This is a genomic window from Actinoplanes auranticolor, from assembly GCF_018332655.1.
GTDB lineage: Bacteria > Actinomycetota > Actinomycetes > Mycobacteriales > Micromonosporaceae > Actinoplanes > Actinoplanes auranticolor.
Genome location: NZ_BOQL01000006.1, coordinates 257,668 through 271,506, shown reverse-complemented (window position 1 = coordinate 271,506; position 13,839 = coordinate 257,668). Strand labels below are relative to the sequence as shown.

The window sequence follows — 13,839 nt, the reverse complement described above, 5'->3', positions numbered from 1 at the left end:
GGTGCCGACGAGCTCACCCCATCTGCCCCTGATCGGGCTCCAAATGTTGTCGCACCCATGTGCCAGCCTATGTGGGTGCAGCTGCGGTACAACTACCGGCTTTACCCGTCGCCGAGTCAACAGCAGGCGCTGGCTCGGGCGTTCGGGTGCGCCCGCGTGGTGTTCAACGACGGCCTGCGCGCACGACAGGCAGCGCGAGAGAGCGGCGAGGGATATATCTCCGACGGCGCTTTGTCCAAGCAAATCATTACCACCGCAAAACAGACGCCGGAACGGGCATGGCTCGCCACGGTGTCCTCGGTGGTGCTTCAGCAGGCCCTCGCCGATCTGAATGTGGCGTACCGCAACTTTTTCGCCTCGCTGAACGGCAAGCGCAAGGGAGCCAAGGTAGCCCCGCCCCGGTTCCGATCGCGCAAGGACAGACGGCAGGCGGTCCGCTTCACCCGGAACAGCCGGTTCCAGATACTGCCCAACGGCCGGTTACGGTTGCCGAAGATCGGCGATGTTCCCGTGCGCTGGTCCCGAAACCTGCCAGCGGAACCCACGTCGGTGACAGTGGTCCGGGACGCGGCCGGCAGGTATTTCGGTTCATTCGTCGTGCAGGACTCGCATGACCGGACGCTACCGCCGATCGATGGTCAGGTCGGAATCGACCTGGGGCTGACCCACTTCGCGGTGTTGTCCGACGGCACCAAGATCGCGGCGCCGAAATTCCTCCGCCGGTCTGCCCGCAAGCTGCGCCGACTGCAGCAGTCGTTGTCCCGTAAGCAAAAAGGCAGCAATAAGCGCAGGAAGGCCGTCATGAAGGTCGCACGTGCACACGCACGGGTGGCCGACTCCCGTCGGGACTGGCAGCAGAAACTGTCAACGACGATCATCCGTGACAACCAAGCGGTGTATGTCGAAGACCTGTGTGTCGCCGGTCTGGGCCGAACGAGGCTGGCGAAAGCCGTGCATGACGCCGGTTGGGCCTCGTTCACCGGCATGTTGCAGTACAAGGCGGCTCGGTACGGGCGCACCTTCGCCAGGGTCGATCGCTGGTTCCCATCAACCCGCATGTGCTCAACCTGCGGGAGAGTCAACGACAAGCTGGCACTGAGCGTTCGAGTATGGGACTGCATCTGCGGTAGTCATCACGACCGGGACATCAACGCCGCGATCAACATCAAGGCCGCCGGACGGGCGGACTTCAACGACCGTGGAGCGCAGGTAAGCCCGGCTCTCATGCCGGCACCGCGCCGAGAAGCGGTAATCCACCCGGACGCTGCGTTCACCACCAGCAGCGTGGAGGGAATCTCCGTCGGTCTCGGCGGGGAGAACGTCAATGGCAGCACGACAACTGGCCGGGCTCACCAGCCATGATACCGATCCGGACGGCGTCGCCGCGTACCAGGAGCTGGTGGCCGCGGCGACGCCGTGAGCTCAGCGGATCCGCACCCGCACGGTCCGCACCGGGCTGGTGTTGCCGGCCCGGTCGGCCGCCCGGTAGGAGACCCGGTGCGTGCCCTTCCCGCGGACCTTGATCGGCGCGCGGTAGGTCTGCCAGGCCCCGCCGTCCACGCGGTAGGTGATCCGCTCCAGCCCGGAGAGGCTGTCCTTGGCCTTCAGCGTGATCGTGGCCGGTGACCGGCCGATCCGCACCGACGCGCTGACGGCGGGCGGCTGGGAGTCGCGCCGCACGGTGAGCGTGCCGGGCACCGACACGTTGCCGAAGTGGTCGGTCGCCCGGTAGCTCAGGGTGGTCACGCCGGCCGGCAGCGGCACCGGGCCGGTGTAGGTGCGCCACCGGCCGCCGGCGATCCGGTATTCGCGGGAGGCGATGCCGGACGGGTCGGTGGCGGTGACGACCAGGGCCACCGGGCCGGTGAACCAGCCGCGCCGGCCGGTCGGCTGCCGCGGGTCGGTCAGCCCGGTGACCGCGGGTGCGGCCACGTCGGGCCGCAGCGGCACGCTGACCTGCTGGGCGGTCTCCTGGTTGCCGGCCCGGTCGGTGGCCCGGAACGCGAGGCGGTGCACGCCGGTGAGGGTGAACGGCTGCGCGTACGGCTGCCACCCGCCGTCGTCGACGCGGTAGCTGATCGAGGCCACCCCGGAGGCGGTGTCCTGGGCGCTGAGCGTGACCGTCGAGGCGTTCCTGACCGTCCGGACCGCGACGGCGGACATCGGTGGTTCCGGGTCGACCCGCACGGGTACCTCGGCGACCGGGCCGAGGATCAGATTCGCGCCCCGGGCCCGGTGCCGCACCGGGTACGAGCCGGCCGGCAGGGGCACCGGCTCGGTGTACGCGGCCCAGGCGCCGCCGCCCAGCGCGTACTCGATCGTGCTGTTGCCCGCCCCGCCGCTGAGGGTGAGGGTCGCGCCGGCGCCGTACCAGCCGTCGGTCCCGGCCCGCGAGATCGACGCCTGCGGTGGCACACCGGTGTAGGTGAGCGGGTCGACGCTCTCCAGGGTCGGGACGACCGGGGTGATGGCTCCGGTGGCGTCGAAGTACAGCCGGTCGATGGTGGTCTCGCGGTGGAAGCCGTCGCCGCCGGAGAGCGCGAAGCGGTGGTAGGCGATGTACCAGTCGTCGGTGCCGGGCACCTGGATGATGGAGCTGTGCCCGGGGCCGAGGATGCCCTGCGCCGGGTCCTTGGCCAGGATCACGCCCCGGGCGGTGAACGGCCCGTACGGCGAGCTGCCGGTGGCGTAGGCGACCCGGTAGTTCTCGCTGCCGGTGTCGTCGACGGAGTAGCTGAGGTAGTAGGTGCCGTTCCGCTTGTTCATGAACAGGCCCTCGCGGAAGTCGGTGAGCCCGCCGATGGTCCGGCGCTCCGCGACGTCGATCGAGGTCATGTCCGCGTTCAGCGGCGCGACGTAGGCCCGGCCGTTGCCCCAGTACAGGTAGCTCTGCCCGGTGTCGTCGGTGAACACCGCCGGGTCGATCTGCTGGGCGCCGGCGTAGTCGTCACGGTCGACCAGTGGTGCGCCGGAGTCGGTGAACGGCCCGAGGGGTGAGTCGGCGGTGGCCACCCCGATGTTGCCCGCGGCGCAGTAGTAGAAGTAGTACCGGCCGTCGGCCGAGGCGATCGCCGGGGCCCAGGCGTTGGTGTGCGCCCAGGACACGTCGGCCAGGTCCAGGATCGTGCCGTGCTCGGTCCAGGTCGCCAGGTCTTTCGAGGACCAGGCCTTGAAGGTGGTGCTCCCCCAGCCCGCGATGCCGTCGGTGGTCGCGTAGATGTAGTAGGTGTCGCCGAAGCGGACGATGTTCGGGTCGGCGTTCAGGCCCGGCAGCACCGGCGAGCGCAGCACCCGTGTGGTGACCGTGTAGGTGCGGGTCGCGCCGGTGGCGCTGGTGACGGTGATCCGCCGCGCGGTCGACCAGTCGCCGGCTCCGGCGCCGGTGACTGCCGAGGTGCTCGCCACGGTGAAGACCGGGTTCAGGTTGCGGCGGTCGGTGCCGGGGCGGACCGGCAGCACGATGGTGCCGGCGTCGCTGTCGATCAGGGCCGGGGCCTTGAGGCTGTCCAGCGTCACCGCGGAGACCGTGGTGGCGTTGCTGCCCAGCCCGGCGACCTCGGCGGCGGTGAGGGCCCGGTTGTAGATGCGGACGTCGCGCATCCGGCCCTTGAAGAACTTGTCCGCGGCGTACACCGAGCGGCCGAGGTAGTTGGCCTTGGTGACGCCGTTGCCGATCGAGCCGGGGGTCACGGTGACCGCGGTGTTGCGGGCCACCGGCCGGCCGTCGAGGTAGAGCACGGCCGTGCCGTCGCCGACGGTGTAGGTCAGCGTCCGCCACGAGCCGCGGCTCAGGGCGCTGCCGGTCGCGGTGCCCTGTTCGGTGTTCCAGTTGCCGGAGGCGATGGCCGCGCGGTAGTTGTCGCCGGTGCTGAACACGTACCCGTTGCCGGCGCCGCCGCTGTCGGTGTTGCCCATCCCCCAGAGGAAGTAGGGCCTGGACTGGGCCGGGTCGATCCAGACGTCGGTGGAGACGGTCATGGCCCGCATCCCGGCCATGGCGTTGTCCGGCAGCCTCACGTGGCCGTCGGTGCCGCCGAAGGTCAGGCTGCCGCCGCCCCAGCTGGTGCCGCCGGCGAGGGTGGCGTTGTTGCCGTTGCCGGAGGAGTCGGTGACCGTGGTACCGGTGCTCTGGTCCAGGGCGTAGTGGGCGACCAGGCCGTCGGCGGTGGCGGGCAACGGCTCCGGCGCGCCGGTGAGCCGGTCGAGTTCGGCCTGGGTGACCGGCAGGACCGTGCCGTGGCGCGGGCTCTTGGGCAGGGCGTAACTCGCCGGCACCTTCCAGGCCGGGGCGTCCAGGTCGTCGGTGCCGAGCGGGATGTAGCCACGGCCGCCGTACTCGTCGACGAAGAGGTAGTAGTCCGAGCCGGAATCGTCGCCGGGGTTGGCCCTGAACGCGGTCGGGCCCTCGACGGCGGAGGTGCCGGCGGCCTTGCCGATGCAGGAGGCCACGATCCGCCAGGCCGGCTCGGCCGGGTCGTGCGCCGGGTCGGCCACGTCGTCGACGGCGGTCAGGGAGTCGGCCTGCTCCTGGATGATGTCGCTGCAGCCGGTCACCGCGCCCTCGTCCTTGGTGAAGCGGTGGTACTTGCCGCCGTCGGCGATCACGGTGCTGTCGATCCGGGACGAGCCGCGGTCCTGCCAGATCTTCGGCGCGCTGAAGGTGACGAAGTCGCGGGTGGTGGCGTAGAGCATCCGGTTGTAGGCGTCGCCGGTGTGGTTCGGATCGGACGCGGCGTACAGCTTGGACGCCCAGAAGACGACGTACTGGCCCAGGTCGTCGTCCCAGAACGCCTCGGGCGCCCAGGTGTTGCCGGCGGTCGGCGGGGAGACCAGCACGTGCCGCTGCTGACCCCAGTGGACCAGGTCGGTGGACTCCCACACCTCGATGTGGCGGCTGCCGCGGCGCTGCGAGTCGTCCCAGGAGGTGCCGCTGCCGATGGACAGGTCGGTGGCGATGAGGAAGAACTTGTCGCCCTCGGGCGAGCGGATCAGGAACGGGTCGCGCAGGCCCCTGGTGCCCAGAGTGGAGCTGAGCACCGGCCGGCCGCCGTTGAGCTCGGTCCAGCGCAGGGCGTTGTTGCCCTGGCTGGCGGCGAAGGAGATCTTCTCCCCGGCGACGCTGTTGCCGGTGAAGTAGGCGAAGGCGTAGCCCTTGAGCGGCGCGGGCGCGGGCAGCGCGGGCACGGTGGCGGTCAGGGTCCGGCCTGCGCTGACCGGGCCGAGGCTGACGGTGGCGGTGAGGGCGACCTTGCGCGCCGGGCTGCCGGCCGCCGGCCGGTGCACCACCCCGGTGGCGCTGACGGTGGCGGGGTCCGCGCTGGACCACGCGACGGTGGTGCCGTGCAGGCCGGTGACGGGCAGCGTCAGGTTGCCGCGGGCGTCGTCGAGGTTGGTGACGGTCAGCGCGTCGCGGGCCTGCTCGACCTTCTGCGCGGCGCTCAGGGCGGCCTTGACGGTGACCGGGAACGTGCGGCTGGCGCTGCTGGAGCCGCTGGTGAGGGTCGCGGTCAGGGTCACGGTCGTGTCGGCGGCCGGCCGGGTGACCGCGCCGGCCGGCGTGATCACCGCCGGGTCCGAGGAGGACCAGGAGACCTTGCTGCCGTACGCGGGACCGGCGGCCGGCAGGCTCAGGTCACCGGTGACCGCCGAGGTGTCCCCCAGGGTCAGCGCCGCCCGGTCCCCGGCGACCCGGGTGGCGTCCGCGATGGCGATCCCGGCGGCCTCGGTGGCGCTCAGCGCCCGGTCGTAGATCCGGAAGTTGCGGATCCGGCCGCGCAGGTGAGCGTCCGCGTTGTAGACGGACCGGCCCAGATAGTTGGCCTTGGTGACGCCCGAGCCGATGCTGCCCGGGGTGATGGTGACGCCGGAAGTGGTCGCCACCGGCTGCCCGTTGAGGTATCCGGTCGCCACGCCGTCGGCGTCCAGCGTGTAGCCGAGGCTCGCCCAGACCCCGCGGGGCAGGCCGGACCCGGCCTTGACGGTCTGCTCGGTGCTCCAGTTGCCGCTGGCGATCGCCGTCCGGTACGGGTCCCCGGTGGCCATCAGGTAGCCGTTGCCGGCACCCCCGGCGTCGGTGTTGCCCAGCGCCCAGATCATGTACGGCGTGGCCTGCGCGGTGTCGATGTAGACGTCGGCGGTCACGGTGACCGTGTCGAGCCCGGCGAGCACATTGTCCGGCAGTTTCACGTGCCCGTCGGTGCCGCCGAGGACGAGCCCGCCGCCGTCGGGGGCGAAGGACGCGTCACCCCGCAGGGCTCCGTCCCGGCCGTGGCCCGAGGTGTCGCGGACCGCGGTGCCGGAGGTCTGGGTGAGGTCGTAGCGCAGCACCAGGCCGCCGGTGACATCGGCGGCGGCTGGTGCGGACGGCGCCACGAGGGTGCCGGCGGCCAGCAGACAGACAGCGATACGGGACAGGTGTCGGGTGACCATGACGGCCTCTATCCAGGGTGGGAGCCGGAAGATTGCCGAAAGTGTTAACGGTCACAACATGCGTGTCAAGCGACCGACACCAAGCCGAAACACAGCCCTCCCCATTCGCGGGTGTCGTTGTCCGTTATGGACGGACCACAAAGCAGCGGACCGGTCCGGACGCCGCGACATATTTCCACCCGCACCGGACCGCGGCGCAGCGGCCCGGACCGCGCGCCCGCACCACCTTGTGCGACGCTGCGGTAACGGATACGCGACACGGAAGAACGCGGATTCGTTTATCGCCCTGCGCCGGACGACAGCATGGCGATATCGGCTATGGTATCGCCAATAGAGGCGGTCACCAGGTGCCGCACCAGGGCTTATTCGGGAGCGACAACATGGCCAAGCAGATCGTCACCCTGCTGACCGACGACATTGACGGCAGCAAAGCGGACCGCACCGTCGAATTCAGCATCGACGGGGTCAGCTACACCATCGACCTTTCCGAGAAGAACGCCGGCAAGCTGCGCAAGGCGCTCGACCCGTACCTGGCCGCCGCGTCCCGGATCGGCCGCAGCAGCACCGCGCGGATCGCCGCGCGCAGCGCCGCGCCGGCCCCCAGCCGGGCCAACCGCGACCAGAACCAGGCCATCCGGGAATGGGCCAACAAGAACGGTTACGAGGTCTCCGAACGCGGCCGCATCCCCACCTCGATCGTCGAGGCCTTCCACAGCAAGCGCTGATTCCGCGCCCGCCGGTGACGCCGTCGCGAATGCGATGACGACGCCCGTCGCAACGGCGTCCCGGCACGCGCGACCGCCTTTCGGCGGTCCCGCCACGGCAATGCACAAAACCCGGCCCCCGGCTTCTCTGCCGAAGGCAGAGCGGGAACGGCCACCCGGCGCCGATTTCTGCCCTACGGTCGGATCATGTCCACTGATCACGTCCGGACCCTCGCCGGACTGAGCGAACTGCTGGTCGGCTGGCTGCGCCGGCTCATGCCGGCCGGGCCCCGGCTCGACGGGCTCACCGCCGACCTCCCGGCCGCTTTCGCCGGCCGCCACGAGCCGGTCGACGCGGCCGGCTGCCGGGCTCTGCAGGAATGCGCGAACGTCCACTCCCGCCACCTGGAACTGCATTTCGACGCGGCGAGCGCGGCCCTGGCCGACGACGAGGCGAACGGCTGGCCACCGCCGGACCCGGTCCTCGTCCGGCGCCGGTCCGCGGGCGTCACGGCGGTCCGGCGGCTCGATGACGGCACCTGGGTGCTGACCCTGGACACGCTGGAGCCGTACGGGCTCGCCCGGCCGTACCTCGACGCCGCCTTCGCCCTGGCCCAGGGGTCCACCCGGCTCGTGCTCGACCTGCGCGGCAACGGCGGCGGGGATCCGGCCACGGTGGCGGCGATAGCGGGCCGGCTGCTGGGCGACGACGCTCACCACCTGTCCGACGTGCTCTACCGCGACCGGCGGCGGCAGTGGTGGACCACCGACACGCCACCCGGCAGCGCCCTCACCCAGCCGCTCGCGGTCCTGGTCGGCCCCCGGACCTACTCCTCGGCCGAGGCGCTGGCGTACCACCTGCAGGCGCGCGGACGCGCGATCGTGGTGGGTGAGCCGACCCGGGGCGCCGCCGACCACGTCACGCCGGTCCGGCTGACCCGGGAGGTGCTGGGATTCCTGCCCGAGGCCGAGGTCCGCGACGCGGTGACCGGCGGCAACTGGGAGGGCACCGGCGTGCTGCCGGACATCGGCCATCCGCACGCGACAACCCTCGAGGCCGCACTGGCCCTGCCCGCGGAGCCGGCGCAGCGGTAGGCGGCCGGGGCCTCGTGGCGCGCCGGCTCACCGCGGGGAGCCGACCACCCCGGCGAAGACCGCCGCGGCGTCCGGGCCGCCAGCGTCTCGATGCCGCTGGGGTCGCCGGGCACGGCCCGCTGGTAGCCCTGGCCGTCGCTCCAGACCACGGGATCGGTGGCGTCGAGCACCGCTTTGCCGGTCAGCGCGCCCGCGGTGGCGTCGATCAGGGTGTGCGCCGTCGCCCAGTCCGGGGCAACAGCACGACGTCACCGAAGGCGGCGGCATCCGCCGCGGTGGCCGGCTCCGATGATTCCGATCCGCATGACAGGAAATCTGCTACCGGGCGCCCGGACCTGTCCGCGAAACGCTTGAACCAGTTCAACTTGCCGGGCCGGGACGGAGTAGCGTGTGCGCCTGGGACCAGGACCGCAGTCGGGCAGAGGGGAATTCGGATGTCCGAGACGCAGCGACTCGCCGCCGCCCACGCGTTCGCCCGGCTCGGCCGGATCAAGCTCGGCGAGACGGACCTCGACGGCGTGCTGCGCACCATCGCGGAGCTGGCCAAGGCCACCGTCCCGGGAGCCGATGAGGTCTCCGTGACCCTGGTCCGCCCGACCGGCCCGGCCACCGCCGCCTTCACCGCCGAGCGGGCCCTGGCCCTGGACGAGGCGCAGTACCGGCGAGGCTACGGCCCCTGCCTGGACGCCGCGGCCTCCCTCGAGACCCTGGCCACGCCGCACACCGACAGCGAGAGCCGCTGGCCCGACTGGGCCGCCCGGGCCGTCGACGCCGGTATGCGCAGCGCCCTGGCCGTCGGGCTACCCGTGGAGGAGGGCGTCACCGGCGCGATCAACCTCTACTCCACCGCGCCCGACGCCTTCGACGACGAGGCCGTCGCGGTCGCGCAGACCTTCGCCGCGTACGCCGCCGCCGCGCTGGCCAACGCCCACGGCTACGACGTCCAGGTGACCCTGGCCCAGCAGATGCGGGCGGCGATGGAGAGCCGGGCCGTCATCGAGCAGGCCAAGGGCATCATCATGGGCGAGCGGCGGTGCTCTCCGGAGGAGGCGATCCAGATCCTCATCGGCGTCTCGCAGCAGGGCAACCGCAAGGTCCGCGACATCGCGGCGGCCCTGGTCGCCCGGGCCGGCCGGCCCTCCTGAGGCGCACCGGTGGCGGACCCCCGCACACCGCCGTAAAGTCCGGCCCGATGATCGAGAAACGCCTGACCAAGTCCACGTTGGTGACTGTCTCGCACGCCATCGAGCAGGCGGCCCTGGCCGTCGCCGAGGACGGGCCGATGGTGGTCATCGCGCTGTTCCAGCGGCTGCCCTACTTCGAGCGGGAACGCGAGGTGTACGAACGGATCGCCAAGCTCGCCGCCGTCGCGGTGGTCGGCCTGGTCGCCACCCGGCCGCCGGAGCTGCCCGCCGGGCCGTACCCCGTGCTCCTGCACGAGTCGGAGGAGCTCGCCCGGGAGTGGACGGTCGCGGTGCTGACCCCGCGCTTCGGCGCCGTCCTGGTCGCCCACGACCGCGAGGAGATCGATCCCGGCGCGGCCACCCTGGAGGCCGGCCGGGTGTTCGACGGCGACTGGCGCTTCCGGCGCGACGACGCCCTGCACGAGGTGCTGCGCCTGCGCGAGGCGCTGGCGGACCGCCTCCCGGCGAGCGCCCGGGCGGCGATCGACGACGTCGTGGAACGGGTCCGGCACCTGCCGGCGACGCCCGGCGAGGGCCGCGCCGACGCGGCGGTACGGCTGCTGGCCGAGCGCACCGACCGCGACCGCGCCACGATCCAGCAGCTGCGCAACCCGGTGGAACGGGCCGCGCCGGGCGGCCGGCATCAGGCCGCATTGACCGACGAGGCCGGGGTACGCCGCTGGTCGGGCGCCGACGGGGTGACCGCCTCGGGCACCCTGCCGGTGGCCCTGCTGGGCGTCCGCCCGGCCCCGGTGCAGACCCTGCCCGAGCAGACCGGCCGCCGCACCTTGGCCTTGCGCAACGAAGGACTGATCACGGTGCTGGCCTCGGTGCTGCGCCCGACCGACCGGATCACCCGGCTGGACGAGGACAGTTTCCTGCTGATCATGCCGGCGCTGCCGTACGACGACGCCGTGAAACTGGCCTACCGGGTCGGCACCGAGCTGGCCGCGGCGGGCGAGCGCAACCCGTTCCTGCCGCCGTCGGCCACGGTGGTGGTGGCGGTGACCCGGGACCGCCCGTTGCCGCTGGACGGCATCCGCGACGGCCTGACCTGGGCGGTGGGCGAGGGCATCCCGGTCGCCACGCTGCGGTCGGAGTGAGCCGCGGGCCGGTCAGCCGGCGTGGGACAGGGCGAAGGCGGTCAGGGCGGTGATGGCCGCCAGGATGCCCGGGGCCACCCCGCCCAGGGTGTAGCCGGCCAGCAGCGCCGAGCCCGCCAGCAGTCCCCGCCTGCCCGCTTGCCACCATCCCGGCATCGCCGCACTGTTTCCGCGACGATCACCGTCAAACGCCGCGGGTCAGAACGCGAGCACGACCCCGGCGATCAGGCTGCCCGCGAGCACCGCGCCGCCGGCCGCCAGCATCGTCGTGGTGAGGCGGCGGTGCAGGACGCCGGAGCCGGACTGCGGCCGGTTCAGGACCAGCCAGGTGGCGGTGGCCAGGATGAGCAGCCCCGCGATCTCGAGGACAATCATCGGGTCAGTCTGTGCCGGTGGCCGGACCGGTGTCCGGCGTTCACTCGTGAACGGTGGGTGAATCCCTCGCGAGGGCTCCGGCGACCAGCGCCAGGGCATGGTCGCGGCCTGGGCAGCGGCGCGGACCGGCGCCGAAGGCCGGTCCCCCGGCCAGGCCGACCAGCACGATCTCCCCCGCCTGCACCGTCACCCCGCCGGCCGTGGCCGCCACCAGGGCCTGGCGCCGGGTCGCCCGGACCGGCGGATCGTCGTGCAGCACCTCCTCGACCGGTCGGTGCCGCGCCCGCCCGATCAGCGTGGCGGTCGCGTCGCAGGCCTGGGTCAGCACCCCGATCAGGGCGGCGGTCGGTTCGTCGCGCTCCCCGCCGAGGATCGTCACCAGCCGGTCGACCGCCGCGTCGGCCCGGCGCTCGTCCCCGGTGCCCGGCTGGTAGGCCTGGGCCACGGCGCGCACCAGGTCCGTCACCGGCTCCGCGATGCCGAGGGCGCGGGCCAGCACGGTCACCGGGTGCGCGCCGCCGCCCGTGCGCAGCGTCGCGGGCGGCACTGCGGCGAGGACGGCGACGGACAGGGCCCGGCGGCGGTCATGGGCCGCCCCCGTGCTGAAGCGGCCCACCGTGGCCCGCAGCCAGGCGATCCCGGTCGGGCCGGGCGGCACCGACGGCACAACGAAACGGGGGTCCCGCAGGACGGCGAGGGCGGCCTCCCGGCCGGTGATCTGCTGCACGGCGAAACGGTACGGCCGGGACGGTTCGGTGCCGGCCGAAGTGTGCGCAGGTCAGCCGGTCGGTCCGGGGACGGCGACGGGCTCGCGGACCGGCGGGGCGACGGTCGACACCTGGTCCCGGCCCTGCTCCTTGGCGCGGTAGAGCGCGCGGTCGGCGGCCTCCAGCAGATGCCGGACGGCCCCGTCGGACGAGCTGGCCACCCCGATCGAGGCGGTCAGGGCGATGGGGACGGCGCCGACGACGATCGGCGCCTCCCGCAGCCGCCGGCGCACCCGCTCGGCGAGCCGTTCGGCCTCCGGCCCGTCGGTGTCGGCCAGCAGCAGGACGAACTCCTCGCCGCCGTAGCGCGCCACCACGTCGCTCGCCCGGGCGGTCGCGGTGATCCGGGCCGCGGCCGCCTGCAGGACCGCGTCGCCGGCCAGGTGCCCGTAGGTGTCGTTGACCAGCTTGAAGTGGTCCAGGTCGACGACCATCAGGCTGACCGGCCGGCCGGCGGGCGCGGCACCCAGCCGGTCCACCATCGTCATCAGGTGCCGGCGGTTGTAGAGGCCGGTGAGGCCGTCGGTGACCGCCAGCCGCTGCTGCTCGGTCACCGCCAGAGCGAGCTGCTCGGCCAGGGCGGCCCGATCCGCCGCGAACAGGTACTGGCGCAGCATGACCGTCAGGAACAGGACGGCGACGACGATCAGGGTGAGATCGCTGACGGCACCGGTACCGACTTTGTCGAAGACGACGAGCGCCGAGGTGGCGGTGAGCGAGATCAGGATCGGCATGAGCGGCATGCCCCGGTCGAAGGACCGCGGCTCGGCGGGCGGTTCCGGGCGGCGGACGGCGACCACCGCGGCCAGCAGGCACAGCACCGTGCCCGCCTCGAAGCCGACGTCCACCCAGCTGCCGCTGTCGTAGTCGCTGAAGGTGGCCAGGTAGGTGTAGATCATGTCGCTGACGGCGTTGACGGCCCCGGCCGCACCGACCAGCCGGACCGTCATCGGCACCGACTTGTGCCCGGCCATGCCGACGATGCCCAGGCAGGTCAGCAGCACCACGTCCAGCAGCGGGTACGCGATGGTGACCAGGTCGGCGAAGGCCACCGCCTCGGTCAGCTGCGGCCGGATCAGCATGTGCCAGCCCAGCGCGGCCAGGCTCACCATGATCAGGGTGCTGTCCAGCAACCCGCGCAGGTGCCGCAGCCGGCTCGCCCCGCCGAAGCCGACCAGCACCGCGACCACCATCAGGGTCGAGGAGAGCAGGTAGCCGATGTCGGCGACCGACGGCGCCGGCGGGCCGTCGGCGGTCAGATAGTCGTAGCCGGCCCAGATGCTCTCGCCGGCGAGCTGGGCGGCGAACGCCACCGCGAGCAGCTGCCACAACCTGCGGTGCCGGCCCCGCTCACGGCGGGCGGCAACCCCGGCCACCAGCACCGCGGCGACCAGCGGCACGAGGTAGACGATGTCGCCCAGGAACAGCGCCGCGCGCGGCGAGCCCTGGCAGAGCGCGGTCGCCACGGTGTAGAGCACCATCCAGGCCACGGCGGCGCCGACCGTCGCGCGCAGCACCCGGTCAGGCGTGCCGCCGCTCGTGCCGACTCCTGGGCGGACCTGCCCAGAGCTCATCCCGCTCACCGTTTCCCGTGCCCATGACCCCGGAACCTTTCCGGCACCTCATCGGTCACGCCGGGGTCGAGCTGAGCGGATGGGGCGCACGCCACCCGTCAGCTGGACATGCGGCCCGCGACATTGACGATCGCCGTCGCGTGCGGGTACCCAGGAACGATGTCTCGACCGACCGTGACCGGCGAACTCGCCCGATACGTGCTGCCACCGGTCCGCTTCGACGGCCTCAGCCTGCTGGCCGTGGATCCGCCCACCACCGCCCGGTTCTGGGGCACCGTGCTCAGCGCGCCGGTACGGGAGGGAGGCCCCCGGGGGTTCCGGATGGGCTGCGCCGGCCGGGCCCGCCACACGGCGGGCCCGGTCCCGTGCCCTCAGGCCTTGGCCGCGCCGTCCATCTGCTCACGCAGGCTGCGCGGCCGCATGTCCGTCCAGACCTCGTCGACGTAGCTGGAACACTCGTCGCGGGTGCCCTCCTTGCCGACCCGCTGCCAGCCCGCCGGCACGTCCAGCCCCACCGGCCACAGCGAGTACTGCTCCTCGTCGTTGCGCAGGACCTCGTAGCGCTCGTGCTCGTCCATCTGTCCGTTCCTCTCTCGTCGCTCGGATCG

Annotated in this window: 11 protein-coding genes; 5 read left to right on the top strand and 6 right to left on the bottom strand. The window is 72.5% G+C overall.

Annotated features, from left to right (window positions below):
* The first annotated feature begins 75 nt into the window (after window positions 1-75).
* Window positions 76-1,362: an RNA-guided endonuclease InsQ/TnpB family protein gene (locus tag Aau02nite_RS04090; RefSeq protein WP_212986942.1), complete on the top strand. Its 1,287-nt coding sequence runs from the start codon at window positions 76-78 to the stop codon at window positions 1,360-1,362.
* Window positions 1,363-1,422: 60 nt separating this feature from the next.
* On the opposite strand, the gene Aau02nite_RS04085 is transcribed toward Aau02nite_RS04090, so the two are convergent.
* Entirely contained in the window at window positions 1,423-6,429 is a 5,007-nt protein-coding gene (locus Aau02nite_RS04085; RefSeq protein ID WP_212986941.1) for a family 43 glycosylhydrolase, read from the bottom strand.
* Window positions 6,430-6,809: 380 nt separating this feature from the next.
* Between Aau02nite_RS04085 and Aau02nite_RS04080 the strand changes: the two genes are divergently transcribed.
* From Aau02nite_RS04080 to Aau02nite_RS04065, 4 genes are all read left to right on the top strand, one after another.
* The gene (locus Aau02nite_RS04080; protein ID WP_212986940.1) at window positions 6,810-7,154 is read left to right on the top strand and encodes a histone-like nucleoid-structuring protein Lsr2; all 345 of its coding nucleotides are present in this window, start codon (window positions 6,810-6,812) and stop codon (window positions 7,152-7,154) included.
* Between the two features lie 186 nt (window positions 7,155-7,340).
* Window positions 7,341-8,228, top strand: a complete 888-nt coding sequence (locus Aau02nite_RS04075; RefSeq protein ID WP_212986939.1) for a S41 family peptidase — start codon at window positions 7,341-7,343, stop codon at window positions 8,226-8,228.
* 434 nt (window positions 8,229-8,662) lie between these two features.
* Window positions 8,663-9,373 (top strand): GAF and ANTAR domain-containing protein, encoded by a 711-nt coding sequence (locus tag Aau02nite_RS04070; protein WP_212986938.1) that lies wholly within the window; start codon window positions 8,663-8,665, stop codon window positions 9,371-9,373.
* Between the two features lie 47 nt (window positions 9,374-9,420).
* Window positions 9,421-10,515, top strand: a complete 1,095-nt coding sequence (locus Aau02nite_RS04065) for a DICT sensory domain-containing protein (protein WP_212986937.1) — start codon at window positions 9,421-9,423, stop codon at window positions 10,513-10,515.
* A gap of 12 nt (window positions 10,516-10,527) precedes the next feature.
* Here Aau02nite_RS04065 and Aau02nite_RS04060 read toward each other — a convergent pair whose 3' ends face one another.
* From Aau02nite_RS04060 to Aau02nite_RS04040, 5 genes are all read right to left on the bottom strand, one after another.
* Window positions 10,528-10,671, bottom strand: a complete 144-nt coding sequence (locus tag Aau02nite_RS04060) for a hypothetical protein (protein WP_212986936.1) — start codon at window positions 10,669-10,671, stop codon at window positions 10,528-10,530.
* 42 nt (window positions 10,672-10,713) lie between these two features.
* Window positions 10,714-10,890 carry a hypothetical protein gene (locus Aau02nite_RS04055; RefSeq protein WP_212986935.1) on the bottom strand — a complete coding sequence of 59 codons (177 nt, stop codon included), beginning with the start codon at window positions 10,888-10,890 and terminating at the stop codon, window positions 10,714-10,716.
* A 40-nt stretch (window positions 10,891-10,930) separates the two neighbouring features.
* On the bottom strand, window positions 10,931-11,617 hold the full coding sequence (locus Aau02nite_RS04050; RefSeq protein WP_212986934.1) for a cytochrome P450 family protein: 687 nt from the start codon (window positions 11,615-11,617) through the stop codon (window positions 10,931-10,933).
* A 51-nt stretch (window positions 11,618-11,668) separates the two neighbouring features.
* On the bottom strand, window positions 11,669-13,231 hold the full coding sequence (locus tag Aau02nite_RS04045; protein WP_212986933.1) for a GGDEF domain-containing protein: 1,563 nt from the start codon (window positions 13,229-13,231) through the stop codon (window positions 11,669-11,671).
* A gap of 371 nt (window positions 13,232-13,602) precedes the next feature.
* Window positions 13,603-13,809, bottom strand: a complete 207-nt coding sequence (locus Aau02nite_RS04040; RefSeq protein ID WP_212986932.1) for an MbtH family protein — start codon at window positions 13,807-13,809, stop codon at window positions 13,603-13,605.
* Between the last annotated feature and the right edge of the window lie 30 nt (window positions 13,810-13,839).